The organism is Sphingomonas astaxanthinifaciens DSM 22298 (genome assembly GCF_000711715.1).
GTDB lineage: Bacteria > Pseudomonadota > Alphaproteobacteria > Sphingomonadales > Sphingomonadaceae > Sphingomicrobium > Sphingomicrobium astaxanthinifaciens_A.
Genome location: NZ_JONN01000001.1, coordinates 1,689,737 through 1,711,335, shown reverse-complemented (window position 1 = coordinate 1,711,335; position 21,599 = coordinate 1,689,737). Strand labels below are relative to the sequence as shown.

The following is a 21,599-nucleotide window of genomic DNA, read 5'->3' as shown; positions in this document are numbered from 1 at the left end:
GTAGGAACGCCCTTGCGCCGCGACGAGGGGGGCAAATGACGCCAGTCCGCCACAGGGCGGCAAGAAAATGCCCCTAATTGGGGGTTCGCCCCTTTTCAGCAGGGCCGTGAGCGCCTAGCTGGCACCCTCAGCCAATTGCACAAGGAGAATGCGTTATACGTCCGCCCAGCATGCGCCGCCCGATGGCGCCGCCGCCGATGACCGGCCCTCGCTACAATGAGTTCATCCAGAGCCAGAAGGTTCGGGTGATCGACGAAAATGGCGAGAACCTTGGCGTGATGTATACGCGTGAAGCGATCGAGCAGGCCGCCGAGGTCGGGCTCGACCTGGTCGAGATCAGCCCCAATGCCGATCCGCCCGTCGCGAAGTTCCTCGATATCGGCCGCTTCAAGTACGAGGCCCAGAAGAAGGCCAACGAGCAGCGCAAGCGCCAGAAGACGCAGGAGATCAAGGAGATCAAGATGCGTCCGAACATCGACGACCACGACTACGAGACCAAGATGAAGAAGGTGGTCGAGTTCCTCGAGGACGGCGACAAGGTGAAGGTCACCATGCGCTTCCGCGGTCGCGAGATGGCGCATGGCCAGCTCGGCATGGCGGTGCTCCAGCGCGTCGCCGAGGCGACCGGCGAAATCGCCAAGGTCGAGGCGCACCCGCGCATGGAAGGCCGTCAGATGCTGATGGTGCTGGCGCCCAAGTAAGCGCGGCCCGCAGGGGGCGCCACTGGCGCCGGGCACGGAGGTGTGGCCGAAAAGCCGATCATCCGCCGCGGCCCGGCGACTTTCCGCTATCTAAGTTAGGTGCAAGTGCGTTGCTGCGGTGCAGCATGTTGCGACACTGACACAGCGCAGCAACATTACCCATAAGTGACGAACGCCCGCGCTTCCCAAGGAAGGCGTGGCTGCTCTACGCCCCACCGCCTGTAAGGTTTTACTTTCGGAGGGGTCAATTTCCATGCGCAAGTCCATCTGGCTGCTTTCAGCCGGCCTGTTCGCCATCTCGACGCCGGCCTTCGCCCAGTCGACCGACACCGACGGCCAGGGCGCGCAGCCGACCGAGGGTTCGACCGCCGAGGCCGGTGCGGTCAGCAAGACCGGGGTCGAGGCGCAGACCGCCGAACAGACCAACACCGCCGACGTGGGCGACATCGTCGTCACCGCGACCCGCCGTAACGAGGCCCTGTCCGACGTGCCGCTCGCGGTCAGCGCGATCACCGCGCAGACCCTCGAGAACAGCGGCGTCGCCGACATCCGCCAGCTGACCCAGGTCAGCCCCTCGCTGCTGGTCTCCTCGACCTCGTCCGAGGCCGGCGCGGGTGCCGCCCGTATCCGCGGCATCGGCACGGTCGGCGACAACCCCGGCCTCGAAAGTTCGGTCGCGGTGTTCATCGACGGCGTCTATCGCTCGCGCACTGGCGTCGGCCTGACCGAGCTCGGCCAGATCGACCGCATCGAGGTGCTGCGCGGTCCGCAGGGCACGCTGTTCGGCCGCAACGCCTCGGCCGGCCTCATCTCGATCATCACCGCCAAGCCGAGCTTCAAGCAGCAGGTCAACGCCGAGCTGACGCTCGGCAACTACGACCTGCGCCGCGTCGAAGTGGGTGCCACCGGCGGCCTCAGCGACCAGTTCGCGGTCCGCGCCGACGCCATCTACATGAAGCGCGACGGCTTCCTGACCGACACCATCTCGGGCCGCGACGTCAACAATCGCGACCGTTACCTCGTTCGCCTGCAGGGCCTCTACAAGCCCAACGACCAGTTCAGCTTCCGCCTGATCGGCGACTATTCGAAGCGCGACGAGGAGTGCTGCGCGGCGACCTTCCTGCGCGCCCGCAACTACACGCTCTCGGGCGGCAACGTGATCGAGACACCCTCGACCATCGCCGGCCTCGAGCGGGCGCTGGGCGGCGTGATCCATGACGACACCTTTGCCCGCGACATCTCGATCACCCCGGGCCGCAGCTTCCGCCAGGACGTCAAGGATTATGGCGTGTCGGGCGAGGCCGTGTACGACTTCGGCGGTGCCGAGCTGACCAGCATCACCGCCTATCGCTACAACAACTACATCCGCGGCCAGGATGCCGACTTCAACAACCTCGACATCATCTATCGCGGTGACGACGGCAGCGCCTACAACAAGTTCAAGACCTTCAGCCAGGAGCTCCGCCTCCAGGGCACGACGCTCAACGACCGCCTGAACTGGCTGGTCGGCGGCTATTTCGCGAACGAGAAGCTGACCGTCGCCGACAACCTCAGCTACGGCGCGGACTATGAGCGCTACTCGAACTGCCTGCTCTTCTCGAGCGTGCTTCCGGGCGCGGTCCAGACCAGCTCGCCGACCTGCGTCAACCAGACGATCGTGAACGGCGCGATCTCGACGCTGAGCTCGCAGCTCGGCGCGCTGCTCGCCATTCCGGTCGCCAGCCGCACCCCGGCGCAGGTCGCCGCGATCACGCAGCTCCAGACCTCGGTGGGCACACTCGGCGCGCTCAACTCGGTCCCGGGCCGTCCGGGCTTCGGCTCGCTCGCCGCGACCCTCGGCCTGTCGCCGACGACCAGCTTCAACGGTGTCGGCCTGCGTGACGTCTACGACCAGAACAGCCGCAATTTCGCGGTCTTCACGCACAACATCTTCAACATCACCGACAGCCTGAAGCTGACGCTCGGCGCCCGCTACACCCGCGAGCGCAAGACCCTCGACGCCACCTTCACCGACAACAACCTGCTGTGCCGCGCGCTGACCTCGCTCAACGGGACCGCCAGCCCGCTGGCCGGCCTGCAGGCGCTGCAGCAGCTGCCGTGCGTTATCCCGAGCGTCGCCGGCGGCAGCCTGTCGCTCCAGAACGGCAAGAAGACCGAGTCGAAGCTGTCGGGCACCGTGGTCCTCAGCTGGAAGCCCTCGTCGGACATCCTCACCTACGTGAGCTATTCGCGCGGCTACAAGGCGGGCGGCTACAACCTCGACCGTTCGGCCTTCTCGCGCACGCTGGTCGGCACCGCCCCGGGCGGCGTCACCACCGCGGCGAGCCTCAAGCAGCTCGAGTTCAAGCCCGAGATCAACGACGCGCTCGAGCTCGGCATGAAGTACAACGGCCGCGGGATCGACGTGAACGTGGCGGCCTTCAACCAGCTGTTCCGCGATTTCCAGCTCAACACCTTCAACGGGCTGAACTTCTTCGTCGAGAACGTGAACAGCTGCAGCAAGTACATCTTCAACCAGGACCGCGACAACAATTCGGCGACCGGGACCTGCGCCAAGGATGACCTGCGGGCCGGCGTCCGCAGCCGCGGTGTCGAAGTCGAGGTGTTCACCCGCCCGATCACCGACGTCTCGATCAACGTCGGCGGCACCTGGACCTCGACCAAGTATCGCCAGAACCTGGTCGGCGTCGAAGGCCGCGCGCTCAGCAACGCCCTGTTCCAGCTGGCGCAGCGTCGCCTCTCGAACAGCGCCGCGCTGGCGCTGACCGGCTCGGCCTCGTTCACGCCGCAGATCACCGACAGCGGGATCCGCGCGCTGTTCTACGTTGATGCCCGTCACTCGAGCCAGTACAACACCGGTTCGGACCTCGACCTCGAGAAGCTGCAGCCCGCCTACACGGTGGTGAATGCCCGCGTCGGCCTGACCGGTCCGAAGGGCATCTGGGGCGTCGAGCTGTGGGCCCAGAACCTGTTCAACGAGGACTTCCTGCAGGTGGCGTTCGACGCGACGCTGCAGGGCTCGGGCACCTACCGGGCGGTTCGCAGCGGCTTCACGCCGACCTCGAGCCAGCTGTTCGGCGCCTTCCTCGGCGAGCCGCGCACCTACGGCATGACGGTCCGCACCCGCTTCTAAGCGGCGCGCTCCGTTACAGGGGGAGGGGCCTCGCGGGCGACCGCGGGGCCCTTTCTCGTTAAGAGTCAGGCGGCGGCCGACTGCGGGTCGGGATCGGAGGCCGCGGCGAGCAGCGCCGCGCGCAGCGCCGCGACCTCGGTGGGATCGAGCTTCTGCCCCTCGGCATTGGTCAGGTAGAAGACGTCGACCGCCTTCTCGCCGTAGGTGGCGATATGCGCCGAATGGACGACCTGGCCGATGCCGTGGATCGCATGGGCCAGCGCGGCGAGCAGGCCGGTCCGGTCGGACGCGCGCACCTCGACCACGGTGAAGCGGCGCGAAGCGCCGTCGGCGACGGTGACCGACGGGGCGAGCCCGAAGACATTGGTCGCCTGACCGGCGGCGAGCGGTGCGAGCGCCTCGCTGCCGACCGCAGCGGTGAGCGCCCTGGCGAGGCGGGCCCGGCGGCGCCGGTCGGTATAGGGTCGGCCTTGGCCGTCCTGCACCAGCAGATTGTCGAGCGCCATGCCGTCGCGGGTGGTGTGGATCCGCGCGCCGACGATTCCCGCGCCGGCGGCGGCGAGCCCGGCGCAGATCCGGTAGAAGAGGCCGGGACGGTCGGGCGCGAAGATGCTGACCCGGGTCGCACCCGAATCCTCGCCCTCGATCCGGATCGAGGGCCGACGCTCGCCGTCCGCGGCTTCGGCCTCGGCGATCTGCCGGGCATTGTCGAGGATCCAGTCGCCAGGCTCGGCCAGCCAGTAGCTGTCGGGCAAGCGCCGGGCGTGGGCAGCGGCGGCCTTGTCGCTCCAGCCCAGCGCCGCGCGGAGCGTCGCCTGCCGGGCGGCGACTTCCTCGGCCCGGCCGCGCTGCTTGTGGCCAAGCCGCAGGCGCTCCTCGGCGAGGTCGTAGAGCGACTGGATCAGGCGCCGCTTCCACTCGGTCCAGACCCCGGGCCCGACCGCGCGAATGTCGACCACGGTGAGCAGCAGGAGCAGGCGCAGGCGCTCGGGGCTCTGCACCTCGGCGGTGAAGTCGTCGATCGTCTTGGGGTCGGCGAGGTCGCGCTTGAACGCGGTCCGGCTGAGCAGCAGGTGGTGGCGGACGAGCCAGGCCACGGTATCGGTCTCGCCCGCGTCGAGCCCGAGCCGGGGGCAGAGCTCGCGCGCGACTTCCTCGCCGAGAATGCTGTGGTCGCCCTTGCGCCCCTTGGCGATGTCGTGGAGCAGCACCGCGACATAGAGGACGCGGCGCGACCCGATCTGCCGGAACAGCGCCGTCGCCAGCGGATGGTCCTCGGCATATTCGCCGCGCTCGATCGCCGCCAGCAGCCCGACCGCGCGGATGGTGTGCTCGTCGACCGTATAGTGATGATACATGTCGAACTGCATCTGCGCGACGACGCGGCGGAAGTCGGGGACGAAGCGGCCGAAGACATTGGCCTCGTTCATCCAGCGCAGGACGAGCTCGGGCTGGTCGCGGCTGGTGAGGACCTCGAGGAACAGGGCATTGGCCTCGGGGTCGTCGCGGACCTGGTCGACCAGCCGCGCGTCGCGGGTCGCGGCGCGCATCGCGCTCGGATGCACCTCCATCTTCTCGCGCGCGGCGGTGGCGAAGAGGGCGAGCAGGCGCTTGGGGTCGTCGCGCAGATAGCGGTCGTGGGGCAGCGCAAGCCGGCCGCGATCGACCACAAAGCCGCCCAGTCGGCGCGGGCGACGGAGGAAGGTCGGGAGGGCGAAGCGGCGGCCCTTGGCGCCCAGTTGCGCGTCGAGCTGGGCGAGGAACTGGCCGGTCAGGTCGCCGACAGTGCGCGCCTGGAGGAAATACATGTGCATGAAGCGTTCGACCGCGCTCTTGCCTGGCCGGTCGGCGTAACGAAGCGCGGCGGCGAGCTCGCGCTGGTGGGTGAAGCTCAGTCGTTCCTCGGCGCGGCCGGCGGCGCGGTGGAGGAGGCAGCGGACCGACCAGAAGAAGCGCATCGCCCGGTCGAAACGGGCATATTCGGCCTGGGTCAGCAGGCCGGCCCCGACCAGCTCCTCGGCCGAGCGGACGCCGTGGACGTAGCGGCCGACCCACAGCAGGGTGTGGAGGTCGCGCAGGCCCCCCTTGCCGTTCTTGACGTTGGGCTCGACGAGATAGCGGCTGTCGCCGAATTTCTCGTGCCGCTCGTCGCGCTCGGCGAGCTTGGCGGTGACGAATTCGGCGGCGGTCCCCGCGACAATCTCCCGCCGGAAGCGCTCGGCGGTTTCCTCGTACAGCGCGCGGTCGCCGTCGACGAAGCGGCTTTCGAGCATGGCGGTCCGGACGGTGAGGTCGGCGCGCGACAGGTTGAGGAGTTCGGCCGGGGTGCGGATCGCCTGCCCTACCTTCAGCCGTGCGTCCCACAAAGCGTAGAGCGTCGCCTCGATCACCTGCTCGCACCAGGGCGTGCGCGGCTGGGGGACGAGGAACATGAGGTCGACGTCGCTGAACGGCGCCATCTCGGCCCGGCCATAGCCGCCGAGCGCGACCAGGCTGACCTTCTCAGCGGCCGAGGGATTGGCATTGGGATAAGCGGCAAGCGCGTCGGCGAAGGCGGCGCGGACGAGGTCGTCGATCGCGCGGGCGAAGGCGGCGGCATGCTGGCGGCCCTCGGATGGACAGTCGTCCATCGCGGCGAAGATGGCCGAGCGGGCCTGATCGAGACGCTCGGCGAGCGCGGTCATCCGGCCTGCTCGTCCGACAGCCGCTTCAGCCGGTAGAGCGCGTCGAGCGCCTCGCGCGGGGTGAGGGCATCGGGGTCAATGGCGGCGAGCGCGTCGGCCAGCGGATCGGTCGCGGGCGGCGCCTCGGCAGCGGCGGCGAAGAGCGGCAGGTCGTCGAGCCCCGCGGCAATGCCCCCGGTGGCGTCGCGCCCGGCCTCGAGCTTGGCCAGCACCGACTTCGCGCGCGCCACCACCGTCGGCGGAAGGCCGGCAAGGCGGGCGACGGCGATGCCGTAGCTGCGGTCGGCGGCGCCCTCGGCGACTTCGTGGAGGAGGACGAGGTCGCCCTTCCACTCGCGCGCGCGGACGTTGTGGAGCGACAGGCAGGGGAGCCGGCCCGCGAGCCGGGTGAGCTCGTGATAATGGGTCGCGAAGAGGGTGCGGCTCTTGGCTTCGTCGTGCATCGCCTCGACCACCGCCCAGGCGATGGCGAGCCCGTCGTAGGTCGAGGTGCCCCGCCCGATCTCGTCGAGGATGACGAGGCTGCGCGGCGTCGCCTGGGCGAGGATGGCGGCGGTCTCGACCATCTCGACCATGAAGGTGGAGCGGCCACGGGCGAGGTTGTCCGACGCGCCGACCCGGCTGAACAGGCGGTCGACGAGGCCGACCCTGGCGCGGGCGGCGGGGACGAAGCTGCCGGCCTGGGCGAGCAATGCGATCAACGCGACCTGACGCAGGAAGGTCGACTTGCCGCCCATGTTGGGGCCGGTGATCAGCCACAGCCGGTCGGCCGTGCCGAGGCAGCAGTCGTTGGCGACGAAGCGCTCGCCCGCCTGGCCCAGCGCCCGCTCGACCACCGGATGGCGTCCACCCTCGATCTCGAGGCAGGGTGTCTCGTCGAGCGCGGGTCGGACCCAGCCGCCCTCGATCGCGCGCTCGGCGAGGCCCGCGGCGACGTCGATCCGGGCGAGCGCGTCGGCGGTGGTGGCGATCGGCCCGGCCCGGGCGACCGCCGCGTCGGTCAGTCGGGCGAGATGCGCCTGTTCGAGGGAGAGGGCGTGGCCGCCGGCCTCGAGCACGCGGCTCGCTTCCTCGTGGAGCGCGGGGCTGTTGAAGCGGACCGCGCCGGCCATGGTCTGGCGGTGGGTAAAGCCGCTGTCGGGGGCGAGCAGCTTGTCGGCGTGCTTGGCCGGCACCTCGACGTGATAGCCGAGCACCGCATTGTGCCGGATCTTGAGCGCCGCCACCCCGGTCGCCTCGCGGTAGCGGCCCTCCAGCTCGGCGATGGCGCGGCGGCCGTCGCTCGAGGCCGAGCGGAGGCGGTCGAGCTCGGGGTCATGGCCCTCGGCGATGAACCCGCCCTTGGCCGCGTCGAGCGGCGGCGAGGCGACCAGCGCGCGGCCGAGCTCGTCGACCAGGGCGTCATGGCCGCCAAGATCGGGCAACAGCGCGTCGAGCAGGGCCGGGCGGAGCGCCTGGCCGGCAAGGCTCGCGGCGAGATCCGCGGCGCCGCCGAGCCCGTCGCGCAAGGCGGCGAGGTCGCGAGGGCTGCCGCGGCCGGCGACGAGGCGGCCGAGCGCGCGACCGAGGTCGGGCAGGCTGCGCAAGGTGCCGCGGACCCGCTCGCGGCGGATCGGCTCCTCGGTGAACCAGGCGACGAGGTCGAGCCGCTGCTCGATAGCTGCGCGGTCGGTCAGCGGGGCGGCGAGGTCCTGGCCGAGCAGGCGCCGGCCGGCCGCGGTGACGCAGCGATCGACTTCACCGAGCAGCGAGCCGGCCACCGCCCCGTCCTGCGTGCGGCAGATCTCGAGGCTGGCGCGGGTCGCGGCGTCGATCGCCATGTGGGCCGAGCGCTGGATCCGGCGCGGCAAGGCGAGGAAGGCGGTCGCCTCGCGCTGGGTCGCGGCGAGATAATCGAGGAGACCCCCTGCCGCCGCCAGCTCGGCCCGGCCGGGACCGCCCAGTCCGTCGAGGTCGGCGAGGCCGAAGCGGCGCTTGAGCAGGCGCTCGCCATGGAGGCTGTCGAACCCGTCGTGGCCCCAGCGCCCGGTAATGCCGTCGAGGGGCTGGGCGCCGATCACCTCGGCGGGCCCCAGCCGGGCGAGCTCGGCGGCGATCTCAGTCCGCGCGCAGGCGATGAGCTCGAACCGGCCGGTCGAGATGTCGCAGGCGGCGATGGCCCATTCCTCGCCCGCGCAGCCGATCGCGGCGAGCCAGTTGGTGGCGCCGCTTTCGAGAAGGGTCTCCTCGGTCAGCGTGCCGGGGGTGACCAGCCGGACAATCGCCCGTTCGACCAGCGCCTTCGAGCCGCGCAGCCGGCGGGCTTCGGCTGGACTCTCGGTCTGCTCGGCGATGGCGACCCGGTGGCCGGCGCGGATCAGCCGGGCGAGATAGGATTCGGCCGCGTGGACCGGGACGCCGCACATCGGCACCTCGTCGCCGCGCTTGGTCAGCGCGATGTCGAGACAGGCCGCGGCGATCCTCGCGTCCTCGAAGAAGAGCTCGAAGAAGTCGCCCATCCGGTAGAACAGCAAGGCGTCACCGGCCTCGGCCTTGAGGCGGTGATATTGCTGCATCATCGGGGTGTCGGCGTCGGCCCGGGCCATGCCACCGTCCTAGCTGCTCATCGCGCCTCACGTAACTACTTCGTTCGTGCTGAGCGAAGTCGAAGCACACTTGCGCCAACGCCCTTCGACTTCGCTCAGGGCGAACGATCGTTGGGAAACAAAGGCAAATCGGCTAGGGGCTCCCCCATGTCCGAAAGCAATGTGAAGTTCTCCGAAGCCGAGGCGCTGCATTTCCACTCGCGCGGCCGGCCCGGAAAGATCGAAATCATCGCCTCCAAGCCGATGGCGACCCAGCGCGACCTCAGCCTCGCTTATTCGCCCGGAGTCGCGGTCCCCGTCCGCGCGATCGCCGAGGATCCGGCGACCGCCTACGACTACACGGCCAAGGGCAATCTCGTCGCGGTCATCTCCAACGGTACCGCGATCCTCGGCCTTGGCGACCTCGGCGCGCTGGCGTCGAAGCCGGTGATGGAAGGCAAGGCGGTGCTGTTCAAGCGCTTCGCCGACGTCGATTCGATCGATCTCGAGGTCGACACCCGCGATGCCGAGGCGTTCATCAACGCGGTCGCGCTGCTCGAGCCGAGCTTCGGCGGCATCAACCTCGAGGACATTGCCGCGCCCGACTGCTTCGTGATCGAGCAGGCGCTGCGCGAGCGGATGAACATCCCGGTCTTTCACGACGACCAGCACGGCACCGCGATCATCACCGCCGCCGGGCTCATCAACGCCTGCCTGCTGACCGGGCGTGCGCTCAAGGACATCAAGGTGGTGGTGAACGGCGCCGGCGCCGCGGCCATCGCCTGCACCGAGCTGATCAAGGCGATGGGCGTGCGCAGCGACCATGTGATGATGTGCGATCGCAGCGGAGTCATCCACAAGGGCCGCGACGACCTCGACCAGTGGAAGAGCGCGCATGCGGTCGACACCGACCGCCGCACGCTCGAGGAAGCGCTCGACGGAGCCGACGTCTTCCTCGGTCTCAGTGCGGCCAGGGCCTTGAAGCCCGAGTGGGTGACGAAGATGGCGCCACAGCCGATCATCTTCGCCATGGCCAATCCCGATCCCGAGATCACCCCGCCCGAGGCCAAGGCGGCACGGCCCGATGCGATCGTCGCGACCGGCCGCTCGGATTATCCCAACCAGGTCAACAACGTGCTGGGCTTCCCCTTCATCTTCCGCGGCGCGCTCGACGTGCGGGCGACCGCGATCAACGACGAGATGAAGATCGCCGCGGCCAACGCGCTGGCCGAACTCGCCCGCGAGGCGGTGCCCGAGGAAGTCGCCGCGGCCTATGGCGGCAAGAGCCAGCGCTTCGGCGCCGACTATATCATCCCCGCGCCCTTCGATCCGCGCCTGCTCGAGGTCGTCCCCGCCGCGGTCGCCGAAGCGGCGATGCGCTCGGGCGTCGCCCAGCGCCCGATCGAGAATTTCGCCGCCTACCGGCAGACGCTGCGCGCGCGGCTCAATCCCACCGTCAGCGTGCTCAGCCTCGCCTACGAGGCGGCGAAGGCCAACCCCAAGCGCGTGCTGTTCGCCGAGGGCGAGGAGCATGTCGTGCTGCGCGCCGCCATCGCCTTCAAGGAAGGCGGTTACGGGACTCCGGTGCTGGTCGGGCGCGACGACGTTCACGACCGGCTGCGCGAGCTCGGGATCGACGATCCCTCGGGCTACGAGGTGCTCAACAGCCGCAATTCGCCGCTGGTCGGGCGCGCGGTCGACCACCTCTACGCGCGGCTCCAGCGCAAGGGCTATTTGCGCCGCGAGATCGAGCGGATGGTCAACCAGGACCGCAATTATTTCGCCGCGGCCATGCTCGCCCTAGGCGAGGCCGACGCGATGATCACCGGCGTGACCCGCCCGTTCAGCCAGTCGCTGAAGCAGATCGAGATGGTCATCGACCACGAGGACCAGAGCGACCCCTTCGGCGTCAACATCATCGTCGGACAGAATCAGACGGTGCTGGTCGCCGACACCGCGGTGACCGAGCGCCCGACCGCCGAACAGCTCGCCACCATCGCCATCCGCTCGGCCGCCTTCGCGCGCCGCATGGGGCAGGAGCCGCGCGTCGCCTTCGTCAGCTACACGACCTTCGGTAACCCGCCGGGCGCCTATGTCGGCGAGCTGCGCGAGGCGGTGGCCCTGCTCGATTCGCGCACGGTCGACTTCGAATATGAAGGCGAGATGGCGCCCGATGTCGCGCTCAACCACGACATGCAGCGGCGCTATTATCCGTTCAGCCGGCTGACCGGACCCGCCAACATCCTGATCATGCCGGGGCTCCAGTCCGCCAGCCTGTCGGCCAAACTGCTGCGCGCGCTGAGCGGCGAGAACATGCTCGGGCCGTTCCTGCTGGGAATGAAGCTGCCGGTGCAGATCGCGCCGATGACCGCAGGGGCAAGCGATCTCGTGACGCTGGCGGTTCTTGCCGCCGGCGCGGTCGACGGGAAGCGGCGGGGCTAGACCCGCTCGACGCTCGACACGGCGTCGGTCGCCCGCAGCGCGGCCATGATCGAGTGGAGGTGCGCGAGGTCGTGCACCTCCACGTCGACGTGGAAGGTGTGGAAGCTGCCGTCGCGGTGGACCTGCGCCAGGTTGACGATGTTGGCGCCCTTCTGCCCGAGCGTGGTCGCCATGGTGCCGAGTGCGCCCGCGACGTCGCGCAGGATGATGCACAGCCGCGCCGCCGCGCCGTCCGAATCGTCGCTCCAGCTGAGGTCGAGCCAGTCGGCATCGATCCCGCTGGCAAGCAGGTCGCAGCCGATCGCATGGACTTCGATCTCCTCGTCCTCGCGCCGCAGCCCGACGATCCGGTCGCCGGGAATCGGGTGACAGCACTGGCCGAGGTGATAGGCGACCCCGGGGGTCAGCCCGCGGATCGAGATGGCGCGGCGCTGTGCGGCCGGGCGCGGCGCGACGTCGCCACCGGTCGAGCCCGGCATCAGCGCTTCCATCAGCGCCTCGTCGCCGACCCGCTTGCGGGCGATGGCGATCATCAGCGCATCCTCATCGTCGAGCTTCAATTTCTTCATCGCCCGCGGCAGCGCTTCCTTGGGCAGCGGAACGGGCAGCCGGGCGACGATCTCGTCATAGATCTTGCGGCCGAGCTCGACCGTCTCGTCGCGCTCCTTGTGGCGGACGAAGCGGCGGATCGCCGAGCGCGCCTTGCCCGTCGCGACGAACCGCAGCCACGAGGGCTGCGGGGTCTGGGCGTCGCTGATCAGGATCTCGACCTGGTCGCCATTGTCGAGGAGGGTGCGCAGGGGAACCACCCGGCCGTTGACCTTGGCCCCGACGGTCTTGTCGCCCAGCCGGGTATGGACCGCATAAGCAAAGTCGACCGGGGTCGCGCCCTTGGGCAGCTGGATCAGCTCGCCTTTGGGAGTGAAGGCGAAGATCCGGTCCTGGTACATCGCCATCCGGGTGTGCTCGAGCAGCTCCTCGGGGCTTTCGGCATGGTCGAGGATCTCGACCAGATCATCGATCCACGGAATGTGGATGTCGGCGACCGGCTTGCCTTCCTTGTAGGCCCAGTGCGAGGCGAGCCCCTTCTCGGCCTGGAGATGCATCTCGCGGGTGCGGATCTGGACCTCGATCCGCATCTTGCTGTCGTGGATGACCGAGGTGTGCAGCGATCGGTAGCCGTTGCGCTTGGGCGTCGAGATGAAGTCCTTGAAGCGGCCCGGGACCATCGGCCAGCGGCGATGAATCTGGCCGAGCGCGCGATAGCAGTCCGCCACGTCCTCGACGATCACGCGAAAGGCCATGACGTCGGACAGTTGCTCGAAGCTGATGTGGCGCTCGGCCATCTTGCGCCAGATCGAATAGGGATGCTTTTCGCGGCCCGTGACCTCGGCCTCGAGTCCGTTGTCGGCGAGGTGGAGCTTGAGTCCGAGCCCGATCCGGCTGACGAGGTCGCCGCCCTCGGCATGAAGCTGCGACAGGCGGCGCGTGATCGAGGCGTAGGCGTCCGGCTCGATCTCCCGAAATGCCAGCGTCTGCATCTCGTTCATGATCTCGTACATACCTATCCGCTCGGCGAGCGGGGCATAGATATCCATCGTCTCGCGGGCGATCCGGCGGCGCTTCTCCTCATTCTTGATGTGGTGGAGCGTGCGCATGTTGTGGAGCCGGTCGGCCAGCTTCACCAGCAGGACGCGGATATCGCCCGACAGGGCGAGCAGGAACTTGCGCAGGTTCTCGGCCGCCCGCTCGTTCTCCGACTGGGCCTCGATCTTGCTGAGCTTGGTGACGCCGTCCACCAGCCGCGCGACGCTCGCCCCGAACAGCTTCTCGACTTCCTCGGGGGTGGCGACGGTGTCCTCGATCGTGTCGTGGAGGATTCCGGTGACGATGGTCTCGTCGTCGAGCTTGAGGTCGGTAAGGATCCCCGCGACTTCGATCGGATGGCTGAAATAGGGGTCGCCCGAAGCCCGTGTCTGCGACCCGTGGGCCTTCATCGAGAAGACGTAGGCGCGGTTGATCAATCCCTCGTCCGCATCGGGATCGTAGGAGCGAACCCGCTCGACCAGCTCATATTGACGAAGCACCGGCTCTATGTGGGCCCGAGGGGCGGGTTGTTGCAAGTGCGAAGTAGCGTTGCCGAGCGGCAACATTGATCGAGGTTAGTCATTGCCGCCGCCCCGAAGGCCGCTAAACTTGGGCCTGCTCGGGTTTAGCTTGTCAGCGGGGGAGCAGGGGAATGGCGCGTGATGCCGGGTGGGTGAAAGCGTTTCGCGACGCCTCGGAGGCGTGCCCGATTCCCGAGGCGGTGGCGCTGATCGGCGAGCGCTGGACCTGCCTCATCATCCGTGCGGCGATGCTCGGCCTGCGCCACTTCGAGGAATTCCAGCGCTGCCTGGGGATTGCCCGCAACATCCTGTCCGACCGGCTCGGTCGGCTGGTCGATGCGCAGATTCTCGCGCGCAATCCCGATCCGGACGATCGCCGCCGGGTGATCTATACGCTGACCGAGCGCGGCGAAACCTTGCTGCCGGTGATCATCGCCTTGCGCCAGTGGGCGAGCAACAACGGCATGGGCGAGCCAACCCACCACCAGGTCGCGGATCGCCGCGACCGCCGTCCGCTTGCGCCGATCGCCGTTACGTCACACGACGGCCGCACGCTGGCGCTCGAGGATCTGGTCTGGCTCGGGCGCGACGGGGAGGAGATCAGGCTCCTGTCCCACGCCGAAGAGGATCTCGAAGCCGCCTGACGCTCAGGCGGCCCCGGGCTTATTCGTAGTCGCCGCCCGACGGGGTCGGGCGCGGCGGGGCGGCCGCGGTGAGGCGCAGCGCCTCGGCCGAATCGGCCAGCGACGCCAGTTCGTCGGTCGCATCTTCCTCGTCGATCTGGACGCGCTGGAGGCCCGAGACCACGGCTTCCTGGAGGTCGCGCGGACGGACGGTCTCCTCGGCGATCTCGCGCAGGGCGACGACCGGGTTCTTGTCGCGGTCGCGATCGATGGTGAGGTCGGCGCCGCCCGAGATCTGCCGGGCGCGCTGGGCGGCCATCAGGACGAGATCGAAGCGGTTGGGAATCTTGTCGACGCAATCTTCGACGGTGACGCGTGCCATCAGGCTTGGCCTTCTTGGTTGAGCTGACGCTGGAAGAGAAGGTGGCCGACCTAAGGAGGACGGGTCGCAAAGTCAAGGAAAGCGCGGCTTGCACGGGACGCCAGACGGGCTAGTCAACCCTGGTGCCCACCCCCGCGATCGCCTCCGACGCCCCGCCGCCGATCACGGCCGAGATTGCGGGCACCCGCCTGACCCTGATCGAGCATGGCTCCGACCGGCTGCGGCTGCTGCTCAACATGATCGACCGGGCCGAGCGGAGCGTCCGCCTCCTCTTCTACATGATGGATGGCGACGCGGTCGGCGAGGCGGTGCGCGACGCCCTGGTCCGTGCGGCCCGGCGCGGCTGCGACGTCAGGCTGCTGCTCGACGGCTTCGGCTCGGACATTCCGTCGGGTTTCCTCGACCCGCTCCACGAGGTCGGAGGCCAGAGCTGCCTGTTCCACCCACGGATCGGCGCGCGCTACCTCCTGCGCAATCACCAGAAGCTGGTGGTCATCGACGATTCCGAAGGCCTCACCGGCGGGGCAAACCTCACGGTCGACTATATGAGCGACCACAGCGAGAGCCGCTGGCGCGACCTGTGGATCCATGTCGACGGGCCGGCGATCCGGCCGGCGGCGCGTTATTTCGATGCCGTGCAGCGATGGACCATTTCGCCGAGGCCGCGGCTGCGCGAACTGCGCCGGCTGCTCCATCGCTTCTCGCAGCACAAGGGGCCGCTGCAGTGGCAATATTCGGGCCCCGTGCGCCGCTTCCATCCCTGGACGGTCGGGGTCGCGCGCGAGCTGATCGTGGCGCAGCGGCTGGACATGATCTCGGCCTATTTCGCCCCGCCCTTCGCCATGCTGCGCCGGCTGTGGCGTCTCGGCGACCGAGGGGAGGTCCGGATCGTCACGGCCGCCAAGTCGGACAATAGCGCCACCATCGCCGCGGCGCGCTTCACCTATCGCCGCCTGCTGCGGCACCGGGTGAGGATGTTCGAATATCAGCCGGAGAAACTGCACACCAAGCTGCTGATCATCGACGACGTCGTCCACATCGGCTCGGCCAATTTCGATTTCCGGAGCCTTTATCTCAATCTCGAGATCATGCTGCGGGTCGAGGATGCCGGCTTCGCGCAGGCGATGCGCGGCTATTTCGAACGTCAGTTGGCCGACTGCCAGGAGATCACTCCCGCGCTCCACCGGGCCCGCGCGACCTGGTGGAAGAGGATCAAATGGGCGCTCAGCAATTTCCTGGTGACGGCAGTGGACTATACCGTCACCCGCCGCCTCAATTTCGGGGCCGAGCGCTAGGCCTCATCGCGCCAGGCCCAGAACAGGGTCGCGGGCGGCACGTTGAACCATTCGAACCCGCGGTCGAGCCGATCGAAGAAGGGCGCGATGAAGTCGCGGACCTTGGGGCTGAACTGATAGACGAGGAACGCGCCGCCCGGACGGATCGCGCGCGCGGTCGCGGCGCCAATCGTGTCGCCGACACCCGGCGGGAGCGTCGAGAAGGGCAGGCCGGAGACGATATAGTCGGCATCGGGCAGGCCGCGATCGGACAGGATCTTTTCGACGTCGGCGGCGCTGCCGGTGACCGCGATCAGCCGCGGGTCGTCGATGCTTGCCTTGAGATAGGCCGTAAATTCGGGGTTCGTGTCGATCGTCAGCAGCTTGGCGTTCTCAGGCAAGCGCTCGAGGATGACGCGGGTGAAGGTGCCGACGCCGGGGCCATATTCGACGAACAGCTGAGTCGATTCCCAGTCCACCGGGGCTAGCATCTTGTCGATCAGCCGCTGCGAGGAAGGGATGATCGAGCCGACCATCACCGGATGGCGGATGAAGCCACGAAGGAAGGCGAGCCGTTCCGACCCGGTCCGCTGACGGCGGGCGAGCCGACGCCGTTCCTTGAGCGCGCGGGCAGTGGTGGCTTGCATGAAGGCTCCGGTGTGGTGGAAAAAATCTTTTGCCGCTGGACCGAAAGCAAATGCCCGCCGCCTTGGCAAGTTCCGGTGGGTCGCTAGGAGCGTGCCGCATGGCAGACGGAGTGGCACGGCGACGCAAGGTGGGCGGTTCCGCGCTGACCACGACCCACTTCCTTTTGCTCTTTTCCGCGATGCTGGTCGCCGCCGCGGGCAATACCGCGCTCCAGTCGGTGATGCCGGCGATCGGGCGCGCGATCGGGGTCGCCGATTTCTGGGTCGCCATCGCCTACACCTGGAGCGCGGTGCTGTGGGTCTGGCTCGCGCCCTACTGGGCCGAGCGGAGCGACCATCACGGCCGCAAGGCGCTGACCCTGCTTGGCCTCGGGGGCTTCATCGTCTCGATGACCTTGTGCGGGATCGTGCTGATCTTCGGCCTCCACGGCTGGATCGGGCCTTTGCTCACCTTCGTCCTGTTCGGGCTGTTCCGGGCGATCTACGGCGCGCTCGGCTGCGCGACCCCGAGCGCGACCCAGGCCTATCTCGCCTCGCGCACCCGGCGCTCGGCGCGAACGGCACAGCTGTCGGCGCTGTCCTCGTCCTTCGGGCTGGGGACGATCGTCGGGCCCGCGCTCGCGCCCTTGTTCGTGCTTCCCTTCGTCGGATTGCCCGGCCCGCTGTTCGCCTTCGCGATCATCGCGCTGGTCGTCTTCACCGCGATCCAGCTCGGCCTGCCCGATGATCGCGGGCACCTCGGCCGGGGGCGCGGCGCGGCAATGAGCTATCCGAGCCTCGCCTCGATGATCACCGGCGCCAGCGTCCGCGCCGCGACCGCGCCGTCACGGCAGAAGAGGCTGAGCTGGCGCGATCCGCGGATCCGCGGCTGGATCGTCGCCGGGGTGACCTCGGGCCACGCCCAGGCCGCGACGCTCACCTGCCTCGGTTTCTTCATCATCGATACGCTGAAGCTTGCGCCGCTCGGCGCCGAGCAGCCGATCGCGATCGTGATGATGGCCGGCGCCGGGGGCACGCTCGCCGCGCAATGGGGGATCATCCCCAAGCTTAACCTCAGCCCTCGCGCGCTGATCGTCTGGGGCTCGGTGATCGCCGCCGCCGGGCTCGGAATCACCGCGCTGGCGAGCGACCTTTATGGCCTGGTGCTCGGCTTCGGAATCGCCTCGATCGGCTTCGGCTTCACCCGTCCGGGCTTCACCGCCGGCGCCAGCCTCGCCGTCCCGCTCGGCGAGCAGGGCGGGGTGGCCGGGGTGATCACCTCGGCCAACGGCATTTCCTACGTCGCCGCGCCGGGGCTCGGCATGGCGCTCTATGCGCTCGACCCGCACCTGCCGTTCGGCATTGCCGTGGCGGTCGTGCTGGCGCTGGCCTGGTGGGGCCGGCGCCTCGCCTAGGACTTGCCGCCCGCCTTGGGCTGCAGCATCCCCGGGGAGACGAAGCCGATCCCGCCGCGATCCGGACGCACCGCATCGCTCTTCAGCGTGTCCTGGATCCGCTCATATTCGGCGAGCATCTCGGGCGTGACCGAAGCGCGGGTTTCCTTCAGCGCCTCCTCGAAGTCGGCCATGCCCACCTCCGCATTGCCGAGATCGCGGCGAAGCGCGGTCAGGCCGGCCCGGCGAGTGAGGTCCTCGAGGTCGGCCCCGGTGAACCGCTCGGTCCGCCGCGCCAGCGCCTCGAGATCGACGTCGGCGGCAAGCGGCATCGACTTTGTGTGGATCGCGAGGATCCGCCGGCGCCCGGCGACATCGGGCGGCCCGACATAGACGAGTTCATCGAGCCGGCCCGGCCGGAGAAGCGCGGGGTCGATGAGGTTCGGCCGGTTGGTGGCGCCGATCAGCACCACGCCCTGCAGTTCCTCCAATCCGTCCATCTCGGCAAGGATGGTGTTCACCACCCGCTCGGTCACCTGCGGCTCGCCAAAGCCGCCGCCGCGCGCGGGGACCAGGCTGTCGAGTTCGTCGATGAAGATGACGGTCGGCGCGACCTGGCGGGCGCGGGCGAACAGCCGCGCGATCTGCTGCTCGCTCTCGCCATACCATTTGGAGAGGAGGTCCGAGCTCTTGGTCGAGATGAAGTTCGCCTGGCTTTCGCGCGCCGCGGCCTTGGCCAGCAGCGTCTTGCCGGTGCCCGGCGGGCCATAGAGCAGGAAGCCCTTGGCCGGGCGGATGCCGAGCCGGCGGAAGGCGTCGGGATGCTTCAGGGGAAGCTCCACCCCTTCCTTGAGCTTGGCGGCGGCCTGTTCGAGCCCGCCGACATCGTCCCAGCCGATGGTCGGGACCTGCACCATCACCTCGCGCATCGCCGAGGGCTGGACCCGCTTTAGCGCATTGTCGAAGTCGCTAGCGAGCACGCTCAGGCGGTCGAGAATCTCGGTCGGGATGGTCCCGTCGGCGAGGTTGATCTCGGGCATGATCCGCCGGACCGCCTCGAGCGCGGCCTCGCGGGTCAGCGCGGCGAGGTCGGCACCGACGAAGCCGTAGGTGCGCTTGGCCAGCTCGTCGAGGTCGACCCCGTCGGCCAGCGGCATGCCGCGGGTGTGGATGCCGAGGATCTCGCGGCGGCCGGTCTCGTCGGGCACGCCGACCACGATCTCGCGGTCGAAGCGGCCCGGTCGGCGAAGCGCCTCGTCGATCGCCTCGGGGCGGTTGGTGGCGGCGATGACGACGAGATTCTGGCGCGGCTCGAGGCCGTCCATCAGCGTCAGCAGCTGCGCGACGAGGCGCTTCTCGGCCTCGCCCGAGACCTGGTCGCGCTTGGGCGCGATCGAGTCGATCTCGTCGATGAAGATGATCGACGGCGCGGCCTGGCTCGCTTCCTCGAAGATCTCGCGCAGGCGCTTTTCGGATTCGCCATAGGCCGAGCCCATGATCTCGGGGCCCGCGATATGGAAGAATTGCGCGTCGCTCTCGTTGGCGACCGCGCGCGCCAGCCGGGTCTTGCCGGTGCCGGGCGGGCCGTGCAGCAGCACGCCCTTGGGCGGATCGACGCCGAGGCGCTGGAACAGCTCGGGATGACGGAGCGGAAGCTCGACCATCTCGCGCAGCGCGTCGATCGTGTCGCGCATCCCGCCAAGATCGTCATAGGTAACGTCGGCGCGGCGCTCGCCATGCTGCTCGGTATATTCGGGTAGCAGTTCGACCACCGTGTCGCGGTCGATGTGGACGATCCCGCGCGGGGTGGTGGCGATCACCGACAGGCGTACTTCCTGAAGCGCGAAGGCGGGCGCGTTCAGAAGCTGGCGGACATGGTCGGGCATGTCGGCATTGACCCGCTGATGACCGGCGGTGGCGACGGTGTCGCCCGCGGTCAGCGGCCGCCCGGCGAAGCTGCGCTTCAGCGCCTCGGCCGAGCCCTGCAGCCGGACATTGTTCTGGGCGGGGGCGAAGACCACGCGGGTGGCGGCCTTGGAGGCGGCGCGGCGGACTTCGACGAAATCGCCCGAGCCGACCCCCGCATTGGCGCGCTGGAGGCCGTCGAGGCGGATGATGTCGAGTCCTTCGTCGTCGCCATAGGGCCGGATCGCGCGCGCCGGGGTCGAGCGCTTGCCGACGATCTCGATCACGTCGCCGTCCTGGAGGCCGAGCTGGTCCATGATCGTCGTCGGGACCCGGGCGATTCCACGCCCGCTGTCCGCCGGTGGCAGGTTGGCCACCTGTAGGCGGCGGATTTCAGTCTCGACGTCGGCCATTCATTGCTCCTTTGCGCGCCCCAACACGAGGGACGCCCGTCGGTTCAATGTGGGCGGGGAGACGGGTAAATAAAGAGGGACCTACTTGAGCACGCCGGCGATGCGCCGGATGACCGACCGCGGCAGGAAACGCGCGCCCTGCGCGCCAATCTTGTTGGCCGCGCCGGGAATCTCGATCGCTCGGTTGGCCGACAGCGCGGCGAGGCCGGCGGCGACCACCGGCCCGGATTGGGCCGACATCTTGTCGAACATGTCGCCGGGCTTGGTCTCGAACCCGGCGACCGCGCCGAATTCGGTGGCGGTCGGGCCCGGGCAGAGCGCGGTGACGTGGACGCCCGTGCCGCGCACCTCCTCGTGCAGCGCCTCGGTGAAGCTCATGACAAAGGCCTTGGTCGCGAAATAGACTGCCATGCCGGGGCCCGGCTGGAAGGCGGCGGTCGAGGCGACGTTGAGGATCCCGCCGCGCTCGCGCTCGATCATCCCGGGAAGGACTGCGCGGGTGAGCTCGGTCAGCACACCGCAATTGAGGTCGATCATCTGGCGCAGGCGCGGACCGTCCTGCTCGGCGACCCGGCCGCGAAGCCCGAAGCCCGCATTGTTGACGAGGCAGTCGACGTGCTCGTCATGGGCGGCGAGGTCGGCCAGCAGCCGCTCGGCCGCGCCAGCCTCGGAGAGGTCGATCGCGACCGCGCGGGCATTGCCGAGCTCGGCCGCGAGCGCGTCGAGCCGGTCGCGGCGCCGCGCGACCAGCACCAGCCGCGATCCCTGGGCCGACAGTTGCCGGGCGAAATCGACGCCCAGGCCCGCCGAAGCGCCGGTGATGAGGACAACTGGTGCGGTCATGGGCCCGGCTCCTTAGGCGACGGTCGCCTTGACGATGGTGCCGGGCTCACGCGGGGGCTCGCCGACCGGGAGCGCGTCGACATATTCCATGCCGCTCTCGACATTGCCCCAGACGGTATACTGGCGATCGAGGAAGCGGGCGTCGTCGAAGCAGATGAAGAACTGGCTGTTGGCGCTGTTCGGCTGGTTGGTGCGCGCCATCGAGCAGGTGCCGCGGACGTGCGGCTCGGCGTTGAATTCGGCCTTGAGGTCGGGGAGCTCGCTGCCGCCCATGCCGGTCCCGGTCGGATCGCCGCCCTGGGCCATGAAGCCCGGGATCACGCGGTGGAACTTGACCCCGTCGTAGAAACCCTCCGCGGCAAGGCCGGCAATGCGCTCGACATGGCCGGGGGCGAGGTCCGGGCGGAGCCGGATCACGACGTCGCCGCCGCTCGAAAGGGTAAGGGTCAGGGTCTGCGGCTGGTCGGCCATGAAGTCACGCTCCTTGAAATGATCGGCGGGGACTTA

The 21,599-nt window shown here is 69.0% G+C and carries 14 protein-coding genes; 6 read left to right on the top strand and 8 right to left on the bottom strand.

What is annotated here, in order from left to right:
• The first annotated feature begins 170 nt into the window (after positions 1 to 170).
• Positions 171 to 701, top strand: coding sequence for a translation initiation factor IF-3 (infC, locus tag BS69_RS0108830; RefSeq protein WP_029941587.1), 531 nt, complete (start codon positions 171 to 173; stop codon positions 699 to 701).
• Between the two features lie 253 nt (positions 702 to 954).
• Positions 955 to 3,834, top strand: a complete 2,880-nt coding sequence (locus BS69_RS0108825; protein WP_029941586.1) for a TonB-dependent receptor — start codon at positions 955 to 957, stop codon at positions 3,832 to 3,834.
• Positions 3,835 to 3,899: 65 nt separating this feature from the next.
• Here BS69_RS0108825 and BS69_RS0108820 read toward each other — a convergent pair whose 3' ends face one another.
• Both BS69_RS0108820 and mutS read right to left on the bottom strand, forming a co-directional pair.
• Positions 3,900 to 6,518, bottom strand: coding sequence for a [protein-PII] uridylyltransferase (locus tag BS69_RS0108820; protein WP_051676653.1), 2,619 nt, complete (start codon positions 6,516 to 6,518; stop codon positions 3,900 to 3,902).
• Positions 6,515 to 9,103: a DNA mismatch repair protein MutS gene (gene mutS, locus BS69_RS0108815; RefSeq protein WP_029941584.1), complete on the bottom strand. Its 2,589-nt coding sequence runs from the start codon at positions 9,101 to 9,103 to the stop codon at positions 6,515 to 6,517. The genes BS69_RS0108820 and mutS overlap by 4 nt, the downstream gene beginning before the upstream one ends.
• Before the next feature lie 147 nt (positions 9,104 to 9,250).
• Between mutS and BS69_RS0108810 the strand changes: the two genes are divergently transcribed.
• The gene (locus BS69_RS0108810) at positions 9,251 to 11,524 is read left to right on the top strand and encodes an NADP-dependent malic enzyme (RefSeq protein WP_029941583.1); all 2,274 of its coding nucleotides are present in this window, start codon (positions 9,251 to 9,253) and stop codon (positions 11,522 to 11,524) included.
• Here BS69_RS0108810 and BS69_RS0108805 read toward each other — a convergent pair.
• Positions 11,521 to 13,611, bottom strand: coding sequence for a RelA/SpoT family protein (locus BS69_RS0108805; protein ID WP_029941582.1), 2,091 nt, complete (start codon positions 13,609 to 13,611; stop codon positions 11,521 to 11,523). The two genes, BS69_RS0108810 and BS69_RS0108805, sit on opposite strands and share 4 nt — an antisense overlap.
• A 152-nt stretch (positions 13,612 to 13,763) precedes the next feature.
• Between BS69_RS0108805 and BS69_RS0108800 the strand changes: the two genes are divergently transcribed.
• Complete coding sequence (locus tag BS69_RS0108800; RefSeq protein WP_051676652.1) at positions 13,764 to 14,276, top strand: winged helix-turn-helix transcriptional regulator; 513 nt, start codon at positions 13,764 to 13,766, stop codon at positions 14,274 to 14,276.
• 19 nt (positions 14,277 to 14,295) lie between these two features.
• Here the strand turns inward: BS69_RS0108800 and rpoZ are convergent, their stop codons facing one another.
• Positions 14,296 to 14,637, bottom strand: a complete 342-nt coding sequence (rpoZ, locus tag BS69_RS0108795) for a DNA-directed RNA polymerase subunit omega (RefSeq protein WP_029941580.1) — start codon at positions 14,635 to 14,637, stop codon at positions 14,296 to 14,298.
• 122 nt (positions 14,638 to 14,759) lie between these two features.
• Here rpoZ and BS69_RS0108790 point away from each other — a divergent pair, with 122 nt between their 5' ends.
• Complete coding sequence (locus BS69_RS0108790; RefSeq protein ID WP_029941579.1) at positions 14,760 to 15,932, top strand: phospholipase D-like domain-containing protein; 1,173 nt, start codon at positions 14,760 to 14,762, stop codon at positions 15,930 to 15,932.
• On the opposite strand, the gene BS69_RS0108785 is transcribed toward BS69_RS0108790, so the two are convergent.
• A complete protein-coding gene (locus BS69_RS0108785; protein WP_029941578.1) occupies positions 15,929 to 16,558 on the bottom strand; it encodes a class I SAM-dependent methyltransferase in 630 nt (209 codons plus the stop codon). The genes BS69_RS0108790 and BS69_RS0108785 overlap by 4 nt on opposite strands.
• Before the next feature lie 98 nt (positions 16,559 to 16,656).
• Here BS69_RS0108785 and BS69_RS0108780 point away from each other — a divergent pair, with 98 nt between their 5' ends.
• A complete protein-coding gene (locus tag BS69_RS0108780) occupies positions 16,657 to 17,952 on the top strand; it encodes an MFS transporter (protein ID WP_051676651.1) in 1,296 nt (431 codons plus the stop codon).
• Here the strand turns inward: BS69_RS0108780 and BS69_RS0108775 are convergent.
• The 3 genes from BS69_RS0108775 to BS69_RS0108765 all read right to left on the bottom strand — a co-directional run bounded on the left by BS69_RS0108775 (position 17,949) and on the right by BS69_RS0108765 (position 21,563).
• Positions 17,949 to 20,249: a CDC48 family AAA ATPase gene (locus tag BS69_RS0108775; RefSeq protein WP_029941576.1), complete on the bottom strand. Its 2,301-nt coding sequence runs from the start codon at positions 20,247 to 20,249 to the stop codon at positions 17,949 to 17,951. The two genes, BS69_RS0108780 and BS69_RS0108775, sit on opposite strands and share 4 nt — an antisense overlap.
• Before the next feature lie 81 nt (positions 20,250 to 20,330).
• Positions 20,331 to 21,092 carry an SDR family NAD(P)-dependent oxidoreductase gene (locus tag BS69_RS0108770; RefSeq protein WP_029941575.1) on the bottom strand — a complete coding sequence of 254 codons (762 nt, stop codon included), beginning with the start codon at positions 21,090 to 21,092 and terminating at the stop codon, positions 20,331 to 20,333.
• A 12-nt stretch (positions 21,093 to 21,104) separates the two neighbouring features.
• On the bottom strand, positions 21,105 to 21,563 hold the full coding sequence (locus BS69_RS0108765) for a peptidylprolyl isomerase (RefSeq protein ID WP_029941574.1): 459 nt from the start codon (positions 21,561 to 21,563) through the stop codon (positions 21,105 to 21,107).
• Positions 21,564 to 21,599: the final 36 nt, after the last annotated feature.

What these genes read in the sequence shown, in the direction of transcription:
- infC (WP_029941587.1), top strand. Translation starts at nt 171, where the DNA reads ATGCGCCGCCCGATGGCGCCGCCGCCGATGACCGGCCCTCGCTACAAT.
- BS69_RS0108825 (WP_029941586.1), top strand. Translation starts at nt 955, where the DNA reads ATGCGCAAGTCCATCTGGCTGCTTTCAGCCGGCCTGTTCGCCATCTCG.
- BS69_RS0108820 (WP_051676653.1), bottom strand. Translation starts at nt 6,518, where the DNA reads ATGACCGCGCTCGCCGAGCGTCTCGATCAGGCCCGCTCGGCCATCTTC.
- mutS (WP_029941584.1), bottom strand. Translation starts at nt 9,103, where the DNA reads ATGGCCCGGGCCGACGCCGACACCCCGATGATGCAGCAATATCACCGC.
- BS69_RS0108810 (WP_029941583.1), top strand. Translation starts at nt 9,251, where the DNA reads ATGTCCGAAAGCAATGTGAAGTTCTCCGAAGCCGAGGCGCTGCATTTC.
- BS69_RS0108800 (WP_051676652.1), top strand. Translation starts at nt 13,764, where the DNA reads ATGGCGCGTGATGCCGGGTGGGTGAAAGCGTTTCGCGACGCCTCGGAG.
- rpoZ (WP_029941580.1), bottom strand. Translation starts at nt 14,637, where the DNA reads ATGGCACGCGTCACCGTCGAAGATTGCGTCGACAAGATTCCCAACCGC.
- BS69_RS0108785 (WP_029941578.1), bottom strand. Translation starts at nt 16,558, where the DNA reads ATGCAAGCCACCACTGCCCGCGCGCTCAAGGAACGGCGTCGGCTCGCC.
- BS69_RS0108780 (WP_051676651.1), top strand. Translation starts at nt 16,657, where the DNA reads ATGGCAGACGGAGTGGCACGGCGACGCAAGGTGGGCGGTTCCGCGCTG.
- BS69_RS0108775 (WP_029941576.1), bottom strand. Translation starts at nt 20,249, where the DNA reads ATGGCCGACGTCGAGACTGAAATCCGCCGCCTACAGGTGGCCAACCTG.
- BS69_RS0108770 (WP_029941575.1), bottom strand. Translation starts at nt 21,092, where the DNA reads ATGACCGCACCAGTTGTCCTCATCACCGGCGCTTCGGCGGGCCTGGGC.
- BS69_RS0108765 (WP_029941574.1), bottom strand. Translation starts at nt 21,563, where the DNA reads ATGGCCGACCAGCCGCAGACCCTGACCCTTACCCTTTCGAGCGGCGGC.